19 protein-coding genes are annotated in these 24916 nt (G+C 45.8%); 14 read left to right on the top strand and 5 right to left on the bottom strand.

From position 1 onward, the window contains the following. Positions 1–101: 101 nt before the first annotated feature. The 4 genes from L1D37_RS18030 to L1D37_RS18045 all read left to right on the top strand — a co-directional run bounded on the left by L1D37_RS18030 (position 102) and on the right by L1D37_RS18045 (position 2514). Positions 102–458 carry an antibiotic biosynthesis monooxygenase family protein gene (locus tag L1D37_RS18030; protein ID WP_239848671.1) on the top strand — a complete coding sequence of 119 codons (357 nt, stop codon included), beginning with the start codon at positions 102–104 and terminating at the stop codon, positions 456–458. Positions 459–474: 16 nt separating this feature from the next. Next, a complete protein-coding gene (locus L1D37_RS18035) occupies positions 475–1155 on the top strand; it encodes a hypothetical protein (RefSeq protein WP_239848673.1) in 681 nt (226 codons plus the stop codon). Between the two features lie 65 nt (positions 1156–1220). Then, entirely contained in the window at positions 1221–2087 is an 867-nt protein-coding gene (locus tag L1D37_RS18040; RefSeq protein ID WP_239848674.1) for a winged helix-turn-helix domain-containing protein, read from the top strand. Beyond that, positions 2077–2514 carry a hypothetical protein gene (locus L1D37_RS18045; RefSeq protein ID WP_176681488.1) on the top strand — a complete coding sequence of 146 codons (438 nt, stop codon included), beginning with the start codon at positions 2077–2079 and terminating at the stop codon, positions 2512–2514. Before L1D37_RS18040 ends, L1D37_RS18045 begins: the two co-directional genes overlap by 11 nt. A 121-nt stretch (positions 2515–2635) precedes the next feature. Here the strand turns inward: L1D37_RS18045 and L1D37_RS18050 are convergent, their stop codons facing one another. The 3 genes from L1D37_RS18050 to L1D37_RS18060 all read right to left on the bottom strand — a co-directional run bounded on the left by L1D37_RS18050 (position 2636) and on the right by L1D37_RS18060 (position 6033). Further along, positions 2636–3085 (bottom strand): TerB family tellurite resistance protein, encoded by a 450-nt coding sequence (locus L1D37_RS18050; RefSeq protein ID WP_239848675.1) that lies wholly within the window; start codon positions 3083–3085, stop codon positions 2636–2638. A gap of 405 nt (positions 3086–3490) precedes the next feature. Beyond that, on the bottom strand, positions 3491–5512 hold the full coding sequence (locus L1D37_RS18055) for an alkaline phosphatase family protein (protein ID WP_239848677.1): 2022 nt from the start codon (positions 5510–5512) through the stop codon (positions 3491–3493). An 8-nt stretch (positions 5513–5520) separates the two neighbouring features. Further along, complete coding sequence (locus tag L1D37_RS18060; protein ID WP_239848678.1) at positions 5521–6033, bottom strand: hypothetical protein; 513 nt, start codon at positions 6031–6033, stop codon at positions 5521–5523. Between the two features lie 81 nt (positions 6034–6114). On the opposite strand from L1D37_RS18060, the gene L1D37_RS18065 reads away from it, so the two are divergent. The 3 genes from L1D37_RS18065 (at position 6115) to L1D37_RS18075 (ending at position 12299) form a co-directional block, all read left to right on the top strand. Beyond that, positions 6115–7431, top strand: coding sequence for a MipA/OmpV family protein (locus tag L1D37_RS18065; RefSeq protein ID WP_239848679.1), 1317 nt, complete (start codon positions 6115–6117; stop codon positions 7429–7431). A gap of 169 nt (positions 7432–7600) precedes the next feature. Next, positions 7601–11662, top strand: coding sequence for an ATP-dependent RNA helicase HrpA (gene hrpA, locus L1D37_RS18070; RefSeq protein ID WP_239848680.1), 4062 nt, complete (start codon positions 7601–7603; stop codon positions 11660–11662). Between the two features lie 142 nt (positions 11663–11804). After that, on the top strand, positions 11805–12299 hold the full coding sequence (locus tag L1D37_RS18075; RefSeq protein ID WP_239848682.1) for an outer membrane beta-barrel protein: 495 nt from the start codon (positions 11805–11807) through the stop codon (positions 12297–12299). A gap of 151 nt (positions 12300–12450) precedes the next feature. On the opposite strand, the gene L1D37_RS18080 is transcribed toward L1D37_RS18075, so the two are convergent. Continuing rightward, entirely contained in the window at positions 12451–13233 is a 783-nt protein-coding gene (locus L1D37_RS18080; protein WP_239848684.1) for a hypothetical protein, read from the bottom strand. Beyond that, positions 13154–13921, bottom strand: a complete 768-nt coding sequence (locus tag L1D37_RS18085) for a hypothetical protein (protein ID WP_239848685.1) — start codon at positions 13919–13921, stop codon at positions 13154–13156. Before L1D37_RS18085 ends, L1D37_RS18080 begins: the two co-directional genes overlap by 80 nt. 466 nt (positions 13922–14387) lie before the next feature. Here L1D37_RS18085 and L1D37_RS18090 point away from each other — a divergent pair, with 466 nt between their 5' ends. The 7 genes from L1D37_RS18090 (at position 14388) to pheT (ending at position 24855) form a co-directional block, all read left to right on the top strand. Then, a complete protein-coding gene (locus tag L1D37_RS18090) occupies positions 14388–15173 on the top strand; it encodes a TetR/AcrR family transcriptional regulator (protein ID WP_239848687.1) in 786 nt (261 codons plus the stop codon). Between the two features lie 171 nt (positions 15174–15344). Continuing rightward, positions 15345–17801, top strand: coding sequence for an MMPL family transporter (locus tag L1D37_RS18095; RefSeq protein ID WP_239848689.1), 2457 nt, complete (start codon positions 15345–15347; stop codon positions 17799–17801). A 44-nt stretch (positions 17802–17845) separates the two neighbouring features. Further along, complete coding sequence (locus L1D37_RS18100; protein ID WP_239848691.1) at positions 17846–18652, top strand: outer membrane lipoprotein-sorting protein; 807 nt, start codon at positions 17846–17848, stop codon at positions 18650–18652. A gap of 9 nt (positions 18653–18661) precedes the next feature. Then, on the top strand, positions 18662–19870 hold the full coding sequence (locus L1D37_RS18105; RefSeq protein ID WP_239848692.1) for a hypothetical protein: 1209 nt from the start codon (positions 18662–18664) through the stop codon (positions 19868–19870). 267 nt (positions 19871–20137) lie between these two features. Next, complete coding sequence (locus L1D37_RS18110; RefSeq protein ID WP_239848694.1) at positions 20138–21247, top strand: GGDEF domain-containing protein; 1110 nt, start codon at positions 20138–20140, stop codon at positions 21245–21247. 218 nt (positions 21248–21465) lie between these two features. Further along, positions 21466–22449, top strand: a complete 984-nt coding sequence (gene pheS, locus L1D37_RS18115; protein WP_004734764.1) for a phenylalanine--tRNA ligase subunit alpha — start codon at positions 21466–21468, stop codon at positions 22447–22449. Between the two features lie 18 nt (positions 22450–22467). Continuing rightward, positions 22468–24855 (top strand): phenylalanine--tRNA ligase subunit beta, encoded by a 2388-nt coding sequence (gene pheT / locus L1D37_RS18120; RefSeq protein ID WP_239848695.1) that lies wholly within the window; start codon positions 22468–22470, stop codon positions 24853–24855. The last annotated feature ends 61 nt before the right edge of the window (positions 24856–24916 follow it).

Raw genomic sequence — 24916 nt, forward strand, 5'->3', positions numbered from 1 at the left:
ATAATCGGATAGCAATTTAATTAATATTAAATCGTTAGCTTGGCTCTTGATGACTCTTTTATCTCTGTTAGCGTGTGCAACATCTAACCAACGGAGGTCCTATGAAGCGGTTTATTAAAAGTTACATCGCATTGAGCTTATTAAGTATTAGTTCATTAGCGTTTGCACAGCCCGTTGTGCTTATTAACACATTTTCAGTTGAAGCGAGTAAAGACGCCGAGACGTTAGCGTATTGGGAAAGCGCTAGGGATGTCCTTGTAGAGCAACCGGGATACATCTCAACCACATTGCATCGTTCGCTGAGTGCAGATGCTACCTATCGATACGTGAATGTTGCTAATTGGGAGAGCCAAAAGCACTTCTTAGATGCGATCGCTGTGATGAGGAATGAGCTGCCAGCACTCGATATTGAGGGTGTGAGTGCCGATCCTAATCTTTACGAAGTTATCCGCCATTAATAGAGAGTCTGTTCAAATGAAATATGTACCACGAGTGTTTTTAGTTCTTTTTAGCTTTTTATTCTCCGTCAGCAGTTATTCTGCGGCTTATGGCGTTTCCGTTGCGTGGAAAACAGAGGATGCCCAAGCGGTATTTGATGCTATGCCTAATCAAAAAAAGGCGTTCGCCAATTTGATTGATGCAGGGCTAATTCACGATATGTTTGTTTCTGAAAGCTTTATTGGCGAGCAAGCATTTCCAATCATTAAATTTGTTATGGAAGCAGACAGTGAAGAAGAAGTAAGACGTGTTATTGGTAACCTTCCTTTGCAATTTAAGGAGTTAGCTGAAATAACAGAAGTGAGAGACATTGGTAGTAAGTGGTTGGATACGGAAGTCGTGTTTACCAATTATGCGATTGAGTTGTCTTGGAAAGAGCCAGAAGACCAATTAATTGCAGACAAAATAATCAGTGTGGATTTACAAAAAGTGGTTGATTGGAGTGCTCAAGGCGTTATTACTTCGGCTTATTTAAAGAACCAAGCGATTGCTGAATCTCAACCAAATCAAACCGCTATGATCAGACCAATATATTCTATTGCTGTGTTAGCACGAAATGAAAAGCACGCACTCGAAATTGCTAACGATCTTAATGCCGTTAAGCTAGGGTTCGCTACTGTAAATATCAGCGAATTAGGTTTTAAACTCGCGCTGTGATTTTGAAATAAAGTAAATTCTCATGCTATTCTAAGGTGAGTTATTTAACACTTTTAACTCGCCTTATGAATAATAAAATACAAGAATATAACTTGGTTATTGACCTTGATAACCGCCAATTGCTTAATCTTTCTGTTAATAAGCACATCACTTTATCACCATCAGAATGTCTGCTTTTAAAGCACTTGATGGACAACTGCGCACAAACCATAGGACGAGAGTTTCTTCTGACACATTGCTGGCCGGGAAGGGTGGTAACCAATAGCTCACTCAATGTAGCGGTTAAGAATGTTCGTACTGCGCTTCGAACTGTTGGTTCTGATTGTAAGGTGATTACTGTCCAGAAAGAGGGATACTGCTTTGTCGCGCCTGAAAACGACGTGGCTAATGTGGATGAGCTTATAAATAGGTCAAGTGACGATACGACAGAAACCGGAATCGATGTTTCTGAGCCCCCAATCACTAACGAGTTGAAGATTGATCACGATGTGATTGAGGTGTCTGATTCTAAGCATCACTCATTGCTTGGTTTTTTCAATGGCAAAGGTAAAACTCATCTAGTGCCACTAACGGCAGGTATTGTGGTGAGTGCTTTGTTAGTCGTCGTGCTCTCTTACCTCGGTTTATTCATGGAAAGGACGTCCATCAATGGAATTGCGGTGTACCACGATAGCGTCAACTTAGATTCTATGCTGGTTGAAGACTTAACATCGATTGCTGAACCTGGAGTCGAAGCAATATACCTGCATCGTATGGGTGTTGATTGTGGCGCCATACAGGTGGTGATATTGAACCAAAATGGCTGGAAAGACATCAGCTCAAGCTTTGAATTAACGCACTGTAACGACGCGCAAGCCGGGCTCTTCGAGATCGAACCCATTAATAGACTGGGAATAAACCAAGCAATAGAAGGAACGGTCGATGAAGCGTAAGTTTTGGCTACCTATTGTGGTTACGTTGTCTGCTATTTTACTGTTTGGCGTCATTTCCGGTGTGATGACCCGAGGGGCTTATCAGTTTGAGGGTATCTATGAAAACGTCGGTTATGAAGTGCTGACGCTGGATCTGAAGAATGGCCGTTCAAAGATGCGTTATGTTGGTTATGATATCAACGGTCAAGTCGTGCAGACCAAGCAGTTTTTTGGCGTGTTCTTACGTTGGGGCAATCACTACTATTTCTATCAGATTGAACAAGACCAAGCTCACGGGCAACAGACGTTTAATGTGAAGAATTTTTTTATTCAGCATCACAACAACAGGCGTAGCGTAATGGTGTCGGATCAGCGTGGTGCTTACGTGACCAAAGATGGGAAAATTCTGGAACTGAAAGGGATTCTATATGGGCGAGCACTTCGCTAACTTGCACTCGTTTTTAAGCTCACTGAGTTAAAGCGAACTCATTTAGTCTTATTTGATATAAAAGCGACGGTCTATTGAGCCGTCGCTTTTTTGTTTTGTCGTTTGTTCGTTTGTCCAGAGTCTAATCTTCGCCTAGAACACTTAATTTACTTTTGATGAAATCTTTGTGGTCAACGTAAAGCAGTTCAGCAGTTTTGCGGATAACGGAATCTTCAAGTGGATCAATCTCTCCATCGGCATGCGCGACTTCCCACATAGCTTTAATCAAGTCTATGCGAACCGGTTGCGAAAGCTCTCGCAGTTGAGAAGTGAAATCGTACAGAGAAACAGATTGTTCAACTTGAGGCTCAGCTTGCGCCAATAAGTCTTTTGATTCTTCTTCGGTTATGTTCAACAAACGTTGTAGCAAGTGGAGCTTGGCTTCTTGCTCTGATTCGTTGATCGCGTGGTCTGCACCGGCGACTTCACATAACAAGCTGGCGATAGCTAAGTTAGGTGAGGCAATGGGTGTTTTACCTAAATCAGAGCCTTCAACTAATTGTTTAAATAACGAGGTAAGTGAGTTAAACATAAGAGCATTCCAGTTATGGTGAATATTATTACTATTGGGCCTACAGAGTGTGATCGCAAGCGTCTTTACTTAAAACTGACATTACGAAGACGCGAGTAATAAGGAACAGTTGTCAGGGCGTGTTAACCTTTCGCGGTTAAATTTTGTTCGGATGGGGACGCCTAGTCAAAAGCGTTTTAATCGCGGCGAGGGGGAAGTAGCCTAGTCATTCTAAGCAAATCTCCCTCAACAAAGAGTAAAACGCTTTTTGCGGGGGCGCCCAGCTCGAACCCTTCGGGCAGCGTTTGCTGGTCATTTCTACTGCGTTATCGGCTTCTCATGTAGGCTAGCTACACATCGATGCCTCTGCCTTGTATAAATCCCCAGCAATTCGCTGCAAAAATCAGCTCGAAAGATCAACACGCCCTAATCCGGCTCTGGAAAACGCGTGACTTTTCCATCACCACTTAACGTCGTAATCGCTTGTGGTTTCCCGTCACTATCTAACCTGAGCTCACCAATCGCACTGCGGTTTGAAAGGCGATAGAAGGTTTGGTTGTCTGGGCTACGTTTCTCGATTCTCAAGCGCTTACGTTTAGTGAAGTAGTTGAGTACCGAGCGCGGGCTATACAATAATCGATCACAGATATCGCAGAATTTCAGCAATGGAGCAGGGAACTGATTCTTGATGCCACTACAAGTAATTTGGTAGATGTTCGGACTGTTTCGGCGGTACCTAAGCTTAATATCGTAGGCAAATGAGTAATGCACATCACCCGAAAGCACCACAAAATTGGTTGGCGTTTTGGTGTGAGTAAAGATACTGATCAGTGTGTTAGCACTGCCTGGGTGTGCCATCCAGTTCTCGGCATCAATCACGAGCGGTTTGCCTAGGGTGGTCATCATCTTCTGCAGCGTTTCAATGAACTTAACCCCGAACATTGGCGCGGCAGACACAATCACCACTTTCTCTTGGTTAATCAACTGATGTTGAAACTCGGTCAGCGCTTCCCAGTCCATCAAACCCGATGGCTTGTTCATACGCGACTCAGAACGCCAACGACGAGTACGCGTATCCAACACAATCACTTTTGGTGATGTGTTGATGGTGTAGTGCCACTCTTCGAAGCGATCCAACATCTCAATGTATTGCTTGTGTCTTGTTGGCTCGAGTTGCCCAGTGACTGTTTCAGTAGTTTCTGCCAGTTCAACCGTTTGTTCACTTGAATCTCCCGGATCAACATCTTGGCTCACTAATTCCGAGAAAAGTTGCTTGGTTTGCTCCATAAAATCGCGGTTGAAGTTCTCTGGTGCGTTACCCCAACCTTGGCACATCCAATAAGCCGCAAGGCCGTTACCAATCACTTGTGTCGCGAACTGGTTTTGATCGACCGCGTGTTCCCAACCAACCGTAAGGTTCCAATCATCCGTGACATCATGGTCATCGAAGATCATGTAAGTTGGGATATGAGCGAACAGACGCTGCACTTGTGGCAGACCAGCGATGAAGTCATCAAGGATGGTGCTTTCATCACGCCACTGTTGCTGCTCGGCAGGCGTTAATTGTCTGCCACCTTGCATGAAGTTGTTTTCGATCAATCGTTCGCGGTTGATGCATTGCCATAGGGTGGGAGACCAAACCAGCAAGTACATGGCGATGAATTCAGATAACGTGACCAAATGGTTCTCACAATCGGTCGAGCTGAAGATAGGGATCCCGCGTTTAGGGAATAGTTTATCGAGCAGCGAATCTGACGTGTTGTGGTGTGGCAGTAAATGATCGCGTTGGTAGAGGTGATAGTCGCTACTAAACAGGGCTTCACTACTGCTGATTTTGCTGTCCAATGAGTCGGTCGGTAAGCTTTCACCGACTAACCCAAGCAGTTGAATTACTTGCTGAATCGCGTCCAAGGTTGGGCCTGCAACGTGATCAGCGTAGATTTGGTCACCGCTCATCATCAACATATCCGGTCGCTCAACAAGACCTTGGGTGGCGATCTTGTTATCTGCCGCTACTAGGCTGTCTTTGCTTGGGTGATGAGGGTTACGACAAGAGCCATGTAAGATGTAGTCAGCCGTTGTCGATATCTTAAATTCGATTCGCGTGTTGTCACTGTTGGTTCGCTTGTCTGCGTAAACCAAGTGCGGCGCCAGTTCGGTTAATGAACCTTGGTCGGTCTCTATTTGATACTGCAACGGAACGTTGGTTGGAAACTCTCCCTGTAAATGAATCAAGGTTACCCAAGCGTGTGTACCCACTTGAATCGATTCTTGTTCACCCAGTGGCGAGGTAAAGAAAGGCGTTTCTTGCTCTGCATTGAATAATTCGGTTGTACCCGAAAGCGGGGCACTGGTGACTACCCAGAGTACCACCTCAGTTGCGGTGGTTTTTCGTAGAATTGGGCCTGCGAGCAATAAGGGAAGAGTTGATGTCGTCGAGCGTTTCAATACGGTTCCTAAATCGTTGGAGGTGTGTCGTTGAGTTCTTTTGTTTTGAGCGCAGAGGTGTCGAGTTCAGGTGTTTCAGGCACTGTTGTCTCTTGCTCTATTATCTCACCTTCTGTCGTTTCATCTTCCGTCATCTCAAGGACTTCGATAACTTCGGAGCTAGAAAGTTCGTGACCCATCAGAAATATAGCCAATAAGGCATCGGCTTTGGTTTTAGTATCGGAAGGATCGTCTAACACCTGTTCGAGCTTTTCTCGGATCATGGCAATTTCGTGCTCTACAAAGCCACGGCCTTCGTCGTCCCCTTGGTTTTCTTCAGGGGCATTATCGAACTCCATAAACAGCAACTCACCGTCTAACTTTGTGTTAACCAGTCGCTCTGGCAACCATTCCTCACCCATAACGATATCTGGGTCGGAATCATTGGGTAAGTGGTCTATAATGTTTTGTAATTCTGAGACTTTCACAATACTTTCATTTAACCGAGAATATCCTTCATTGTAACGGTCAATTCCAATCAAACCTAAAACTAGTTGGCTGGAATGGTCAATAAATGTCTATTCAGTAACACAATATTTATTACAAAGAGTAATCACACAAGAATGAAGCACAAATTTTCACCGAAGCTCATCTCGTATGGGGCGGTTTTATTAAGTAACGCTTTTTTAGGTAACTGCGTGGCGTGGGCTGCGGAAGAGCAGCAGTGGGGCGTTGCAGCAATGTTCCGAACTGCGAGCATTCCTTACGACACCTCTGGTGGTGACCAGTCGGTTAACACATTTGTACCGATGTTATTCTTCAAGAACGATTACGTGTTTATCGACGGCACAGAAATGGGTGCTTACCTGTATCAAACCGAAGATGAAAAATGGTCATTTAACGCTATTTCTCGTATGCGTTTTATTGATATTCCAGCTTCAGAACAAAACGCCATTGAAGGTGATACCGCTGATTTCGGTGCTCAACTGACTTACCAACTTGATGAGCAATGGGCTGTCGAGACGGAAATCATGAGTGACAGTGAGTACAATTTCCACGGTAACCTACGTGCCAAAGCCAAGTATGAGACCGGCGATTGGGAGTTTTCTCCAAGCGCGACGCTGCGTTACAAAAGTGCTGACTTCAACAGCGAATATTATTCAGCATCCAATGAAGCCATTGGCGCAGGTGTAGACCTAAATGTCGGTGTAGAAGCGCGTTATCACGTGTTTTCGAATCTTTATCTATTGGGTTCGACCAGCGTAACTCGATTGGATGACAATGCTTACGACTCTTCGATTGTGGAAGACCGCTATCAAGGTGAATTCTACCTTGGCTTTGGTTTCTTCAATGATAAAGAGAAAGCGCCTAAACCTAAGCTAAGTAACGCACCTTATCTGCGTGTTGCACACGGTTGGGCAACGCCATCGAACATTGGCGATATCATGAAGTTCAACGCGGAGAAAGACGAATACAATAACCAACTCACATCGTTCTTTTATGGTCACCCTTTAACTGATGAGATCTTTGGTTTCCCGTTGGATATCTACCTAACGCCGGGTATTGCGCATCACTGGAGTTCAGACGTTCAATCGAGCAGTACGGAATACATCATTGCGATCAAGGCTTACTACACGTTCAACTGGCCGACACAGTGGCGATTTGGTGTTGCAGAAGGTATGTCGTACATTGATTCGATTACTTATATCGAAGGCTCTGAGATGGACCGTAAAGGTTACACTGCAAGCCACTTGTTGAACTACCTAGACTTCTCATTCGATGTGAATGTAGGCGATTTAATCGGCAAGAACGATTTGAACAACTTGTGGTTTGGTTATTCTCTACACCACCGTTCGGCAATCTTTGAAAACGCCTCTCAGTTTGGTCGTATTAAAGGCGGCAGTAACTACAACACCGTTTATTTCCAATATGAGTTTTAACGATTGATTTAGGCGCTGATTGAACCTGAGATAAGAAGCCTGATAGCTACTGTGGAATCGCTGAGTTTTTAAACGTTAGCGCAGTTTTCACATAGCTCTCAGGCTTTTTTATTGAATACTTGTGGTACAATCGCGCGAGTTTATATAAGAGAAAAGAATAGGACACGCTGTGACTTCGTCTCCGGAAAAAGCAGACCAAAATAAGCATACTGCGAACAAGCAGAACCATGACGCAAATTCAAACGCGACATCTGACTCCTCTGCTAATCAAGCTAAGCAAAACCCAAAATCAAAGCAGCAAGCTCCCAAGACTAGCGCATCTCAAAACAGCCCAGCCTCTCTTCGTAAGGCCCTAAATGAGTGCATGATGCGCGACCGCTTCCGTTTAAGTAAGCGTATCTCTGGTGCAAGCCGCATTAAGAACGAACAATCTAAGCATGCTGTTTTCGATGAAATCGCATTAGACATTGCCAAGTCGATGATGACGGCAACCCAGCGTGCTGCGCAAAAACCAACGATTGAATACCCAGAGATTCTCCCTGTTAGCCAAAAACGCGACGACATCGCGAAAGCCATTGCTGAAAACCAAGTGGTTATCGTGGCGGGTGAAACGGGCTCGGGTAAAACCACTCAGCTACCAAAAATCTGTTCTGAGCTTGGTCGTGGCCGCTTTGGCCTAATTGGTCACACTCAGCCTCGTCGTCTTGCTGCGCGTTCGGTTGCGAACCGTATTGCTGAAGAAATGGAAACGCAGCTGGGTGAGTTTGTTGGTTATAAGGTTCGATTCAACGACCAGATTTCTGACAACACTCAAATCAAATTGATGACCGACGGTATTCTACTGGCGGAGATTCAACACGACCGTTTCTTAAACCAGTATGACACCATAATCATCGATGAAGCGCACGAACGTAGCCTGAACATCGATTTCATTATGGGTTACCTGAAAGAGTTGCTGCCAAAGCGTCCTGATCTGAAAGTGATCATCACGTCGGCAACCATCGATCCAGAGCGTTTCTCTAAGCACTTTAACAATGCGCCAATCATTGAAGTGTCTGGCCGTACTTACCCAGTAGACACACGTTACCGTCCATTAGGTGGTGATGAAAGTGATTCAGACCGTGACCAAATCGAAGGCATTTTCGAAGCGGTTGATGAGTTGTGTGATGAAGGTCTTGGCGATATCTTGATCTTCATGAACGGTGAGCGAGAGATTCGTGATACCGCGGATGCACTAAGCAAACGTAACCTACGTGATACTGAGATCGTTCCGCTTTACGCTCGTCTATCGGCGGGTGAACAGAACCGTATCTTCCAGTCTCATACTGGTCGGCGCATCGTTCTGGCGACCAACGTGGCAGAAACCTCGTTAACCGTTCCGGGCATTAAGTATGTCATCGACCCGGGTACGGCGCGTATTAGCCGTTACAGTTACCGCACCAAAGTACAACGCCTACCGATTGAGCCCGTGTCTCAAGCGAGCGCAAACCAGCGTAAAGGTCGTTGTGGTCGTGTTGCGGAAGGTATCTGTATTCGTTTGTACTCTGAGGAAGATTTCGAGTCACGCCCAGAGTTTACTGACCCAGAGATTCTTCGTACTAACCTAGCGTCTGTAATCCTTCAGATGACAGCGCTAGGCCTAGGTGACATTCAAGCGTTCCCATTTGTTGAAGCGCCCGATAAGCGCAACATTCAAGATGGTGTAAGGCTGCTTGAAGAGCTTGGTGCGATCGCGACCGTTGAACCGTCAGCGAACAAAAACAAGAATCAAGGTGACGATAAGAAGAAGCTCACGGCGATTGGTCGTAAGCTAGCGAAGTTGCCTATCGATCCACGTTTAGCACGTATGGTGATTGAAGCGCCACGCAATCGCTGTTTGCATGAAGTGATGGTTATTGCGTCTGCACTGTCGATTCAAGATCCGCGAGAGCGTCCATCAGACAAGCAGCAATCGTCTGACGACAAGCACAAGCGCTTCTTCGATAAAGAATCTGATTTCATCACGTTTGTGAACCTATGGGATTACATTAAGCAGCAGCAAAAAGCGTTGTCGAGTAACCAGTTCCGCAAACAGTGTAAGCAGGATTACCTGAACTATTTACGCATTCGTGAATGGCAAGATGTGTACTTCCAAATTCACCAAGCAATGCGTGAATTGGATACCAAACTGAACACTGAACCGGGTAGCTACGATGGCATTCACATGTCTCTGCTATCAGGTCTGCTTTCACACATCGGTATGAAAGACCAAGAGAAGAATGAGTATCAAGGTGCACGTAATGCGCGCTTCCATATCTTCCCTGCGTCTGGCCTATTTAAGAAACAGCCTAAGTGGATCATGTCTGCTGAGCTGGTGGAAACCTCAAAGCTTTGGGGCCGCGTTATCGCCAAGATTCAACCGGAATGGATTGAACCGCTAGCGAAACACCTGATTAAACGCAGCTACAGCGAACCACATTGGTCGAAGAAGCAAGCGGCGGTAATGGCACACGAAAAAGTGATGCTTTACGGGATCCCAATTGTCCCTAAACGTCTTGTGAACTACGGAGCGATTGATGCAACTGTCAGCCGTGAGTTGTTCGTGCGCAGCGCATTGGTAGAGGGTGAGTGGGAAACCAAGCACACTTTCTTCAAGCAAAACCGCAAGCTATTGCAAGAAGTGGAAGAGCTTGAACACAAATCTCGTCGTCGTGACATCTTGATCGATGATGATGAGCTGTTCGATTTTTATGACCAGCGTGTGGGTGAAGAAGCGGTTTCAGGCCGTCATTTCGATACATGGTGGAAGAAGACCAGCCAGAAAACGCCAGAGCTGCTTAACTTTGAAAAGTCGATGCTGTTCAGAGGCGATGCAAGCCACGTTACTGATTTGGATTACCCGAACTTCTGGCACCAAAATGGCATTAAGCTGAAGCTAAGCTACCAATTTGAGCCGGGTGACGACAACGATGGTGTAACGGTACACATTCCGCTGCCTATCTTGAACCAAATCGACCAGAACGGTTTTGATTGGCAGATCCCAGGCTTACGTCAGGAATTGGTGATTAGCTTAATCAAGTCATTACCTAAAACGCTACGCCGTAACTTTGTGCCTGCGCCAAACTACGCAGATGCGTTCTTGGCTCGTGTTACACCGTTAGAAGCGCCGCTGTTGGATTCTCTTGAGAAAGAGCTGCGCCGCATGACAGGTGTGGAAGTAGTACGTGATGACTGGAAGTTAGACCAGATTCCAGAGCACTTAAAGGTAACATTCCGTGCCGTGGATCATCGCAAGCGTAAGCTGAAAGAACAGAAAGACCTGCATGAACTGAAAGAGAGCCTGAAAGACAAGGTTCAAGAAACACTTTCTAAAGTTGCAGACGATGATATCGAACAGCAGAACCTGCATACGTGGAGCTTTGGTGAGTTACCAAAAGTCTACCAACAGAAGCGCGGTGGCTACGATGTAAAAGCCTTCCCAGCGCTGGTGGATACCAAAGACAGCGTAGAGATCAAACTGTTCGAAACTGAGCAAGAGCAGATCTCGGCAATGAAATCGGGTCAGCGTCGTTTGATCTTGTTGAACGTACCATCGCCGATCAAATACTTGCACTCTAACTTGCCGAACAAATCGAAACTTGGCTTGTACTTCAACCCATACGGACAGGTTCTCGATCTTATCGATGACTGTATCGCTTGTGGTATTGATAAGCTGATTGAAGAGAAGGGTGGTTTGGTTTGGGAACCAGAGCAGTTTGAAGCACTGAAAGAACACGTGCGTGCAGAGCTGGGTGATACCGTGGTTGAGATTGCTCAACAGGTTGAAACCATCTTGACCACGGCATTCAGCATCAGTAAGAAGCTGAAAGGGCGCGTTGATCTTTCTATGGCATTCGCACTTTCTGACATAAAAGCTCAAGTAGAAGGTTTGATTTTTAAGGGTTTTGCCACAGAATGTGGATGGAAACGCTTGCCAGATATTCTACGCTATATGAAGGCGATAGAACGTCGCATGGAGAAGCTGCCTATTGACCCGAACAAAGATCGCTTACACATGATCAAAGTTGAGTCAGTAATGAATGATTACAAAGAACTGCTGAATAAGATTCCAAAAGGGATCGCGGCTCCAGAAAACGTAAAAGAGGTGCGTTGGATGATAGAAGAGCTTCGTGTAAGCTTCTTCGCACAGCAGCTCGGTACGCCTTATCCGGTGTCAGATAAGCGTGTTAAAAACGCGATTGATGCTTGCTAAAGGAATATAGTTAGACGCAATGGCAAGGTTTAGGTATAAATCTTGCTTGTTGCATGAGTAATTGAATAGTTATTACATACAAGGCGACTTGGTGGCAATTTATTACCACTCAAGGCCTGCCACTAGGACGAAAAGGTCGAATATGAAAAAAACGTTATTGGCACTAGCACTGCTAGGTGCATCTTCAACAGCTATGGCTGATTCTTGGTTGTACGGCGGCGTAATGGGTGGTCAAAACTCATTCGCAGGCGAAGATGAAAATGCAGTGGGCATCCACGTGGGTACAGGTATCCTTCCACTTATCGGTGTTGAAGCGGGTTACTGGGATCTAGGTTCTTTCGACAACGTTAGCTACGGTAACCGTGCTAAGCAAGGTGTTGACGTAAGCACTGCTTATCTAGCGATCAAACCAAGCATCGACTTCGGTCCTCTACACGTATACGCGAAGGGTGGTCTTCACTCTTACGAAGTGAAAGGCGATAACTTCAAGCAAGACGATGTAGACGTAATGTTTGCAGTTGGCGCAGAATACTTCATCTTTGGTCCACTATCTGTAGGCGCTAGCTACCAAAACTTTAAAATGAAAGATGACGACTCTGGCGTTTTCTCTCTAAACGCAACTATCCACCTACTGTAATCAATCAGTAAGGCGATCGTAAATAACGGTCGGTTAGTCGCTAAAGAGTTCGTAAGAATTCATAAAAAATGCCAGCTTAATAGCTGGCATTTTTGTATCTTTAACCGTGTTGTCGTTTCTCTGTTTTCTTAAAGCAGATTGCGTTAAGCGGTTACTTTTTACTGTTCAGAATCTGTTGGATGCGCGGGTTCAGTGCTTTGCCATGTTGGCTTTCGTACTCTTCGCGTTTCAAATCGTTCAAGTTCTTCACTGAGTTAGCGGCAAGAAGGAATTGCGGCAATTCCGTTTCTAACATGCCTTTCTCGTCTAAACGTTTTGCTTCCAAGTAGTACTTCTTAAATAAACCATCAAGCTTGTTTTCCGCAGTGCGCTTCAAATCGTACAGCTTGTTTTGAATCAGCCATTTTTCAATTTTGTTCACGGCAGTGCGAGATAACACTCGAATGCGGCTATCTAGCAGTTCTTCTTCCGTCAAAGAATCCTTTAGGATCCAAAGCTCACCCATTTGCGGCGGCCAGCTGTTGCCAAGCTGAATACGTTCATGACAGTGCATTAGCACGCGGTTCAGGCCGTCAGAATCAACAGAGTTAGCAAACTCAATGAACTTACCACTTGGCTCACTACCGTATTGGTATTCCCACTGTGTTTCGTACACGCTCAAGAAAGAGCCGAACACGTGAATACACCAGTCTGTTAGCTCAAGTTCTGCTGGATCTTGATCAACAACAGGCACTTGCTGAGACGCACCACTGCTAGCAGCGTTTGGTGTCGCTACTTCAGTGTTCTGTGTTTCAATAACGTCAGGTACTACGGGATCTTTAGGCAGCACTTCCGGAACAACAGGTGAAGCTGGCTCAGAAGGTTGGCTTTTTGCCTTTTTGAATGAGCTGCTGCCTGAAGCGTTCAGATGGGCTAAGCTTTTGTCGATACCCATTTCCTTGAGCTTGTCCTGCATTTCCTGAATATTGAGAGGTCTTCTGCTGTTGTTGTCTTTCATTTTGCTTCTCGTTAACTAACCAGTACTGCAACTTAGATTCGATGCGAGAGATTGGCATGAGTTCATTGGCTTTGGCTTTATACCAGAGGACAAATTTTTTCCATATTAAGCTATGGTCACCAGCAAGGCCGGAGAATTTAAACGCACGTTCCGCCCAAGTTGGAATGATCTCTTCATCCAAATCATGAGTTGAAACGGTGTTGCTGGTCATTGAGCCTCGGCTTTGCGGGCGAGGGGCTTGCTGCATGCTTTGCATCGGTGCCGGAGCTGGCTGAAACTTAGGTGCAGGTGCAGGTGCAGTAGAGTAGACCGGAATACTATTGGTCGGTTGAGCTTCAACCTGAACCGCAGCTTGCTGTTGCTCAATGAGCATTTTGAAAACGTGGATCTCTTTCTGATCTCGATAATCTACTTTCACCTTATCGAGAAAACCCTGGTCGACTAAACACTTAAGACAGTCGGCTAAACCAAACGTAGAGAGAGCACAAAGTTGACCTGCTGATTGTAGGCACACATTGGTGTAGCCGAATTCGTCAGCACCGTCTGCAAGCATCAATAAAACAAGCTTTTCTGCTGGGCTAGAAGTATTCACTTGCCAAGCTAAATAAGAATATTTGGCGCTCAATATCGTGTTCTCAAAAAAGGTAGGTCGTTGACTCTATTGTAAGTCACCGCTTACTGAATTTATAGCAACTTAACAGAAAACGACATTAGTGAGACAAATATTAACCATAAGGAGAGGTCTGACCCAGAAAGGCAGCATGACTCGCCAATTTTTTCGTAGCATGTTCACACAGTCATCACTCTTTAAGTACTCCTACTTTCCCATTTTTATTGAGCAGCCATCACTGTTATGACTATTGATAACTCTCACACCCATTCACCCAATTATTCACAAAACGCATTAAATTTATAAAACACCTTGATATGATCAATAAATGAGCTATTATGACGATAAGTCAGAAATGACGAAGCGTCACAAAATGGTTAACTACATGAATTTACTATTCGTGTTAATATATTGGATAGGAGTGTTTTAAATACTGGCGAAGCTTAGATGATAGCTAAGCTAAAATACGGACTGAGAAATTATGTTTGGCTTTGGTTGTAAAGGTGATAAACAAGGTATCTTTGGTTGCAAAGGCGTGTTGTCTAAAAAGCAGCAGTCTATCGCAGACCGAGAAGTAGAGTTGATGTTGTTAGCAAAAGATCTGGTTCGAGAACAAGGGTTCGGAAACCTCACGATGGATAAGCTAACGGCCGCGAGCTCTTATTCAAAAGGTACAATCTACAATCACTTTTGCAGCAAAGAAGACGTGGTTTTAGCCTTGTGCATTCACTCTTTAAAGGCCGAAGCATTAATGTTTGCTCGTTCGGGAGAGTTTGAAGGCAACACGCGCGAAATGGTGGTTGCATTACACGTTGCTTACCGAATCTATGTTCGCATGGAGCCGGTGTTATCAACGTGTGCAATCATGGCAAAAAGCCCGTGGGTACTAGAGAAAGCGTCTAGTGCACGCGTAGCCGAGATGAATGAACTGGAAGAATTGGTGATTGAACAAGCCGATTTAATGGTTAACCGAGCAGTTGATGCTGGCGACCTAAAGTTCCCTTCTGGTATGGGCTCAGATGCCATCGTGTTTGCTAACTGGTCAATCGCATTTGGTTCAAATGCCTTGTCACAGAACGCATCAAACAGTCATTGTATTAAGCGGTTACAAGACCCGTATTCAGTATTATACAACGCGAACATGCTACTAGACGGCCTGAACTGGCAACCCCTTTCGACCGATTGGGATTACCGCAAAACTTGGCGTCGTGTAGAACAAGAACTGTTCAGTGAAGAGATCGCTTACTTAGAATCTGTAGGTCGATAGCTTCCATTAAGCCCACACATGTGGGTTTATTAATAACCATTTTTGACGATTCGTCACAAACTTGAGAATAACCGACTATGGTTGCTGTTTTCTTGAGTGTTTGACTAAGAATTGTGTCTTTTGTCAGCTTCGGCTGGCTTTTTATGACACAAATATGACGAATCGTCACAAATGGAGACTGTGATGAAACATGACAGCCAGAAGCCCACGTTCGATCAGCAAAATCGAGATAACCGTAATGCCGATAGCGCAAGCGCAGATCTAAATAACAGTTGGCACTCAATACCTACCAAGCGTTCGTTTATCGTCCTGCTGGTGGTGTTTTCAATCATCATTCTCTCTGCATTAGGGGCCAAGAACCTCTACTTTAGAGGGGACTACAACATCTTCTTCGAAGGCACCAACAAGCAGTTGATGGCGTTCGATGAGATTCAAACCACCTTTGCAAAAACCGACAACCTTGCGATTGTTGTCGCCCCTGAAGATGGCAATGTCTTCACGCCTGAAACTCTCACCTTAGTTCAAAACCTCACGGTCGATGCGTGGCAGATCCCGTATTCAAGCCGTGTGGATTCCCTTGCCAATTATCAGCACACCGAAGCCATTGAAGATGACCTTTTGGTAGAAGACTTGCTGTATGAAGAGTACGAGCACACGCCAGCGCGCATCGCCAAAGTAAAACAGATCGCCCTTAACGAACCGTTGCTCAAGAATGCCTTAGTTTCGGCCTCTGGTGATGTGACGATCGTGAACGTGACCGTGCAATTGCCAGAAGTGGATAAAACCGCGGAAGTGCAAGAAGTGATTGCAGCCATCAATGCCATGGTAGGCAAGTATCAAGCTCAGTACCCAAATGTCGCATTCCATAAAGCGGGCATCATTGCCATGAACAACGCGTTTATGGCTTCGGCTCAAGAAGACAGTTCAACACTGGTGCCATTAATGCTGTTGGTGGTGTTGGTGTTCCTCACCTTTATGCTGCGCTCGTTCTTTAGTGTGGTAGCTACGCTTATAGTGATCATCTCCTCAATTGTCGCCACTATGGGTCTATCCGGTTGGGCTGGAATGTTCCTAAGTACAGCAACCGTGAATGTGCCTACCTTGGTTTTAACTTTGGCGGTGGCCGATTGTGTTCATGTGATTGTGACCATGAGACAAGCGATGCAGCGCGGCATGGAGAAAGCACAAGCCATTCAATACAGTATTAAGCTTAATGCAATGCCGATTTTGATTACCTCAGTGACCACTGCGATTGGTTTCTTGATGATGAATATGTCGGATTCTCCAGTGTTGCGTGATTTCGGTAACTTATCAGCACTGGGTGTACTCATCGCGTGCTTCTTGTCTGTGACTATGCTGCCTGCGCTGCTAAAACTGCTGCCAGTCAAACGCCTACATGCCAATCCTAAAGCGGAAGACCAAGTCACTTTTATGGATAAGCTGGGTGATTTTGTCGTAACCAATCGTAAAGCACTGCTGCCGGTTTCAACTCTGGTGATTGTTGGCGCTGCCGCGTTAATTCCACTCAACAAAGTAAATGATGAATCGGTGAAGTATTTCGATACCTCAAGCGAATTCAGACAAGCGGCCGATTTCATGGAAGAGACCGTAAGCGGTATGACGACAATTAGCATCGCAGTGAAAACCAACGAGTCTCAAGCGATTGCTGATCCTGTGTTTTTACAGGCGATTGGTGACTTTACTGAGTGGCTACGCGTTCAACCAGAAACCGACCACGTGGCAACGCTTTCCGATGTTTACATGCGTTTGAATAAGAACATGCACGGCGATGACGACAGTTACTACCAATTGCCGCTTAACCGTGAACTTGCCGCGCAATATCTGCTGCTTTACGAGATGTCTTTGCCGTATGGCTTGGACTTGAACAACCAGATCAACGTCGATAAGTCATCGATCAAAATGGTACTTACCGTCGATAACCTCGGCAGCGTGGAATTGGTTGAACTCGAAGAGCGAATCTACTCATGGTTTGCAGCCAATGCACCTCAGTATGAAGTGGTTGCGTCGAGCCCATCTCTGATGTTTGCTCACATTGGCGAAACCAACATGGCGAGCATGTTATCGACTCTACCTATCACCTTAGTGCTTATCTCTGGCTTGATGATCTTTGCATTGCGCTCGGTTCGCTTAGGCATGATCAGCCTAGTGCCAAACATTGCGCCTGCGATTATTGGCTTTGGTTTATGGGCGCTTATCTCTGGTGAAATCAACCTTGGTTTATCCGTCGTGGTCACGCTCACTCTGGGTATCGTCGTCGATGATGCGGTGCACTTCTTAAGCAAATACCAGCGCGCACGATTAGAAGGTAAATCAGCGGAAGAAGCGGTTCGATATGCCTTCCACACTGTTGGCCGCGCATTGTGGATCACCACAGTCGTGCTTGTGGCGGGCTTCTCTGTACTGGCGATGTCGAGCTTCAGACTTAACTCCGACATGGGCTTACTCAGCGCGATTGTGATTTTCATTGCGCTGGTGGTCGACTTCATCTTGCTACCAAGCTTACTGATGATCTTCGACAAACAGACTCACTACGAACCAAAGTCATCCGCTAAAGCTCAATCCACCCCGTCTAACCAAGCTGGCGAACTGTCTACTTCGACCAAATAAGGAATCGTCAGCCTGCTGCGGTGGGCTGACTCAAGGAGAAATTTATGAAAAGCGTTAAACAAACTCTCGTTACGACATTATTTGCTTTCAGTTCATTAACCGTGGGTGCGGTATTAGCTTTCCCAGCGTTAGCAGACCCAGCGAAAGGCTTAGAAATTGCCGAGCAACGTAAAGCCGTTGATGTCGGGTGGGGCGATTCTGTCGCGACCATGGAAATGCTACTTCGCAACAAACAGGGTGAAAGCAGCACACGACTAATGCGATTGAAATCATTAGAAGTCGATGACGATGGCGACAAAGGCTTAACCATTTTTGATGAGCCACGTGATGTAAAAGGCACAGCTTTCTTAAATCATTCACACATCACTAAATCGGATGACCAGTGGTTGTATCTGCCTGCATTGAAGCGTGTAAAGCGCATCTCTTCACGTAACAAATCGGGTCCGTTTATGGGCAGTGAATTTGCTTACGAAGATTTAAGCTCGTTCGAGCTAGAAAAGTACACCTTCAACTACATTGAAGACGCGAAGCTGGAAGGCGTAGACACCTTTGTTTTAGAGCAAGTACCGACCGATAAAAACTCAGGCTACACCATGCAGAAAGTATGGCTAGACCAACAATATTACCGCCCAATTCAGGTTGAGTTTTACGACCGTAAAGGCGCACTTTTGAAAACATTGTCGTTCCAAGACTACAAACAATACCTGAACCAATACTGGCGCGCGCACACCATGGCGATGCAAAACCATCAAACAGGCAAAAGCACCGTATTAACCACGACAGATTTAGTGTTCCATACCGGTCTTAAAGACAAGGACTTCCAAAAAAACACACTGAAACGTGCTAAGTAAGGCAAGAATATGAAAAGGATTGTGGCAACAGGAACCCAGTTATCCTTAACCTTGGCAGCGACAGTCGGGCTTATGCAGGTGTCGTTGCCATGTGTAGCAGCCGGCTTTAGTCCGGAGCTCGCAGGGCAGGTTAACCTTGAACACAGGCAGTTCTTTAATGACGGCTTGCAAGGGCAAGACAAAGGGCAAAGCTCACTGGTGTTGCAGCCAGAGTTTTACTGGGAACAAGAAGAGGGCAATGGCAGCTTTACCTTCACGCCGTTTTATCGCCTAGATAGCGAAGACGTTGAGCGAACTCATGGAGACATTCGAGAAGCCTTATACCTAACCTATTGGGATGACTACGAACTGAGAGCCGGTGTCGGCAAGGTGTTTTGGGGCGTAACTGAATCGGCGCATTTGGTCGATGTGGTAAATCAAACCGATGCCATTGAATCGGTCGATGGTGAATCCAAGTTGGGTCAGCCTATGGTGCACTTCACCTCGATAAAAGACTGGGGAACCATAGACGCCATGTTACTGCCGTATTTTCGTGAACGTACCTTTGCAGGGGAAGATGGACGATTAAGGCCAACGGTACCCGTTTCGGATGATGCGCTTTACGAATCTTCGAGAGAAGAAAAGCATGTAGACGTAGCACTGCGTTATAGCCAAATGTACGGCGATTGGGATGTCGGTTTAAGCTATTTAGGCGGCACAAACCGCGACCCTTATTACCGTGTGGAAGGCAATCAGCTCAAGCCATATTACGCACAAATGCAGCACTTCGGGCTGGATGTGCAAGGCATTATTGGTGATTGGTTATGGAAGCTGGAAAGCATTTATCGCGACAGTTACGACAACCACACAGGCGTAGCGACAGGCTTTGAATACACATGGGTTGGGGCGCTTGAATCATACTGGGACATTGGCTTCATTGCTGAATACTTGTATGACAGCCGAGGCAATAACGCCCAAAGCATCGGCCAAAACGATGTGTTCCTTGGGGCGCGTTTCGCCTTGAATGATGAAGATGGTACCGAGGTACTTACAGGCATTACTCAAGACTTGGACAACAGCGATGTCTACAGTGCAAAACTCGAAGCATCGAGTCGTATCAATAACAACCTCAAGTGGCGACTCAACGCTTGGTTGTTTGAGAACGAAACCCCAGAAGACTTGTTGTTCTTTGCTCGCAAGGATGATTTTGTCGAAGTCGCGTTGGAGTATTATTTTTAGCCTTTCCAAAAAGTTAGCATTTCCAAAAGCTTAGTATTTCCAACAGCTTAGTATTTCCGAAAAGTTAATGTTGGTTTCGTGAGGCGTCCTCGTTAGGGGCGTCTCAAATTTAAGATGACTTATATTTAGAATGTTCAAAGTCGCCTTTTTATAAAACGGATCAAACAATCGAATAGACCCACAGGTAGAATGGTTATATTTTTCGAATATCTATAGCCTCCGGATATGCATGTAAATTGTGCTGGCGGTATCGACCCTAAGGGATTTATGAATTCATTTAATTGGGATACAAACTTTGAGACAGGCATTGGTGTTGTCGATGAACAGCATCAATACCTTGTCGGTTTTATCAACCATTACGGAAACCTGTTGTCGGAGAATACGATCTCTATCGACGACATGAGCGCTGCTTTACTCGACCTCACACGCTATGCCGAATTTCACTTTAAAGAAGAAGAATCTTTGATGAGAGAGCGTGGCGTTTATGATTTACACATTGACGAACACATCAAAGTGCATCGTGTGTTTATGCAAGACATCTACAGCATGCAAGCCTTCATCTTGGAAGAAGATCAGGCGTCAGCACGTCAGCTACTGGACTTCCTCATCCATTGGCTTGCTTATCACATACTTGGCATCGACCAAAACATGGCGCGACAAGTGGCCGCAATAGAAGAGGGCGCAACACCTCAACAAGCCTTTGAAGCAGAAGAAAAGCAGCAAGACTCTTCAACCATCCCTTTACTGGCGGCGCTTAAAGGCTTATTCGAACAAGTCTCTGAACGAAACAAACAGTTGTTACGCTTCAATCAGGTACTCGAAGACAAAGTCGAGGAACGCACCGCAGAATTGAAACGAGCGAACAAGAAGCTCGAAGAACTCTCGTTAACCGATTCACTCACTAAATTACCTAACCGCCGTTGCGCTTTTAAACAGTTAGCTTTGCATTGGCAAGAATCGAAAGAATTTGGCATGCCTTTGGTGTGCATTATGATTGATGCCGACCACTTCAAGCGCATTAATGACACTTGTGGGCATGATGCTGGTGACTTGGTGTTAAAAACCCTTGCGAACGAGCTGAAAAACAGGTTTCGCAACGATGATATTGTGTGTCGATTAGGAGGCGATGAGTTCTTGGTGATTTGCCCGGATACCGATCTTAATGGGGGCATGCACATCGCAGAAACGACGCGACAGAAAGTGTCTGAACTAGAGGTCGAAACCGGCAACCAAGCTTGGATTGGTAGTATCAGTGTCGGTGTGGCTGAAATGACCCAAGAATTCGAAACCATGAACGAATTGATTAAAGCGGCTGACCAGTCCGTTTATCTAGCGAAAGATGCGGGTAAGAACAGCGTTTGTTCTATTCAGATCTAGCCTTCAGGTCATTTCCAAATTAAGAAGTGGAACCTGTAATTGTTCCACTTCTTCCTACTCCTCATTAATATCCTGTTAAATTTGCCGTGTTTTTAGTCAATAACTTGTTCTTTTAGCGATTCAATTTGGCATTGGATGCGTGTTTGATTACTATGTGTAGCTATCTAAAAAAACTAATCATCCGATACGGACACTACCAACTGGTAGATGAGGAAATGATGCAACATCTAGAAGAGATCATTGCTAATGCAACGACTGCTATTGATACAGCAGATTCGTTAGTCGCACTTGATGAAGTGCGAGTTCAGTATTTAGGTAAGAAGGGTGAACTAACTCTTCAACTACAAAGCCTAGGTAAACTTCCACCTGAAGAGCGTCGCACTGCTGGTCAAGAGATCAACAAAGCGAAAGGTGCTGTTCAACAAGCGATCGCAGCTCGCAAAGACGCACTACAACGTGCAGAGCTTGAAGCGAAACTAGCTGAAGAAACTATCGATGTGAGCCTACCAGGTCGTCGCATTGAGAACGGTGGTCTTCACCCAGTTACTCGCACAGTTGAGCGTATCGAACAGTTCTTTGGTGAGCTTGGCTTTAGCACTGAGTCTGGCCCTGAGATCGAAGATGCATTCCACAACTTTGATGCACTAAACATCGCAGACGATCACCCAGCTCGTACTGATCACGATACTTTCTTCTTCAACCCTGATCTAATGCTACGTACGCACACTTCTGGTGTTCAAATCCGTACGATGGAAAACGGCAAACCGCCATTCCGCTTCATTGCTCCGGGTCGTGTTTACCGTAACGACTACGATCAAACTCACACGCCAATGTTCCACCAAGTGGAAGGTATGTTAGTTGATGAGAACGTAAACTTCGCACAACTTAAAGGCATTCTTAACGATTTCCTTTGTAACTTCTTTGAAGAAGAAGTGGAAGTGCGTTTCCGTCCTTCATTCTTCCCGTTCACAGAGCCTTCAGCTGAAGTTGACGTGAAACGTAAAGATGGCAAATGGCTAGAAGTTCTAGGCTGTGGCATGGTTCACCCTAACGTACTTCGCTCTGTTGGCATCGACCCTGAGAAATACTCTGGTTTTGCATTCGGTATGGGTGTAGAGCGTCTAACGATGCTTCGTTACGGCGTAAATGACCTTCGTGCGTTCTTCGAGAACGACCTTCGTTTCCTTAAACAATTCAAGTAATCCGGGGCAGTCAAAACTATGAAATTCAGTGAATCTTGGCTACGCGAGTGGGTTAAACCTGCAATTAACAGCGAAGAGCTAGCTCACCAAATCACTATGGCTGGTTTGGAAGTTGACGATGTAGAACCTGTTGCTGGTGAATTCACCGGCGTTAAAGTAGGTAAAGTGGTTGAGTGCGGTCAGCACCCAGACGCAGACAAACTACAAGTTACAAAAATTGATATCGGCGAAGAAGAACTTTTAGACATCGTATGTGGTGCATCTAACTGTCGTCTTGGCCTAACTGTAGCAGTAGCAACAGTTGGCGCAGTACTTCCTGGTGACTTCAAAATCAAGAAAGCAAAACTACGTGGCGTTCCATCGCACGGCATGCTTTGTTCTTTCTCTGAGCTAGGTATCGACGTAGAGTCTGACGGCATCCTTGAGCTGCCAGAAGGCACAAAGCTAGGTATGGACGTTCGTGAGCTTCTAGAGCTTAACGACGTAACTATCGACGTAGACCTAACAGCAAACCGCGCAGACTGCTTCAGCATCCGTGGCCTTGCTCGTGAAGTTGGCGTACTAAACCGCGCAGACGTTACTGAGCCAACAGTTGAAGCTGTTGCAACAAGCATTGAAGACACAGTATCTGTTGAAATTAAAGCAACGGATGCTTGTCCACGTTACCTTGGCCGTGTGGTTAAGAACGTAAACGTGAAAGCGGAATCTCCAATCTGGATGCAAGAAAAACTGCGTCGTTGTGGTATCCGTTCAATCGACCCAGTTGTAGACATCACAAACTACGTGATGCTAGAGCAAGGCCAACCAATGCACGCATTTGATCTAGCTAAGATCGAAGGCGGCATCGTGGTTCGTCTAGCAGAGCAGGGCGAAAAGCTAACACTTCTAGATGGCAACGAAGCTGAACTAAACAGCAACACGCTTGTTATCGCTGACCACAACAAAGCACTAGCAATCGCTGGTATCTTTGGTGGTGAAGAGTCTGGTGTAACAACTGAAACGACAGATGTTCTTCTAGAAGCAGCATTCTTCGCACCGGATCACATCCGTGGTCGCGCACGTGCTTACGGCCTTCACACTGATTCTTCTCTACGTTTCGAACGTGGTGTTGATTCAACACTACAAGCAGCAGCAATGGAGCGTGCAACACAGCTTCTAGTTGAAATCTGCGGTGGTGAAGTTGCGCCAGTAAACGGCAGCGAATCTGAAGCTGATCTTCCTAAAGCAAACGTAGTTGCTCTACGTCGCGCTAAGCTAGACAGCCTACTAGGTCACGAAATCCCATCTACAGACGTAGTGGAAATTCTTACTCGCCTAGGTTGTGAAGTTGAGACTACGGACGCAGGTTGGACGGCAACGTCTCCATCTTGGCGTTTCGATATCGCAATCGAGCAAGACCTAATTGAAGAAGTAGGTCGTATCTACGGTTACGATAACATTCCAAACCAAGCGCCTAAAGCGGCACTTAAAATGAATGACCACAAAGAAGCTGACCAACCGCTTAAGCGCGTTCGTGACCTTCTTGTAGACCGTGGCTACCACGAAGCAATCACATACAGCTTCGTAGAACCAGAGCAGCAAAAACTTGTTGTACCTGGTGTTGAGCCGCTAATCCTGCCATTCCCGATCTCTGCGGACATGTCAGCAATGCGTCTTGGCCTAATCCAAGGTCTACTAAACACAGTTGTTCACAACCAGAAGCGTCAACAGTCTCGCGTTCGTCTATTCGAATCAGGCCTACGTTTCATCCCTGAAGCAACTGCTGAAAACGGCATGCGCCAAGAAATGATGCTTGCGGGCGTTATCTCTGGTACTCGTGGCGAAGAGCACTGGGACATTGCAACTAACACTGTAGATTTCTTCGATCTTAAAGGTGACCTAGAAGCAGTTCTTGAGCTTTCTGCAAACGAAATCGCATACAGCTTCAAAGCCGCTAAGCACCCAGCACTTCACCCAGGTCAAACTGCGGCTATCGTAGTAGACGGCAAAGAAGTGGGTATCATTGGTACTGTTCACCCAGAACTAGAGCGTAAGTTTGGTCTTAACGGCCGTACTATCGTATTCGAAATCGAATGGGCAGCTATCAATACTCGCGTGCTTCCAGAAGCAGTAGCAGTATCTAAGTTCCCTGCAAACCGTCGTGATATCGCAGTTGTCGTTGACGAAGCAGTCGCTTCTGGCGACATCGTAGAAGCGTGTATCGCAGCTGGTGGCGAATTCCTAACAGGCGCTAAACTGTTCGACGTATACGTTGGTCAAGGCGTTGAAGAAGGTAAGAAGAGCCTAGCAATCGCACTTAGCCTACAGTCTGTAGAGCGCACACTAGAAGATGCAGACATCGCTGGTTCAGTAGATGCTATCGTAGCTTCAATCTCAGAGAAATTCGGCGCAGCACTTCGCGACTAATCTCCTCTGATAGATAGAAAAACAAAGGCCTCGCATTGCGAGGCCTTTTTTAGCCACTTAC

It is taken from the genome of Vibrio sp. Isolate33, assembly GCF_022397895.1.
GTDB lineage: Bacteria > Pseudomonadota > Gammaproteobacteria > Enterobacterales > Vibrionaceae > Vibrio > Vibrio pomeroyi.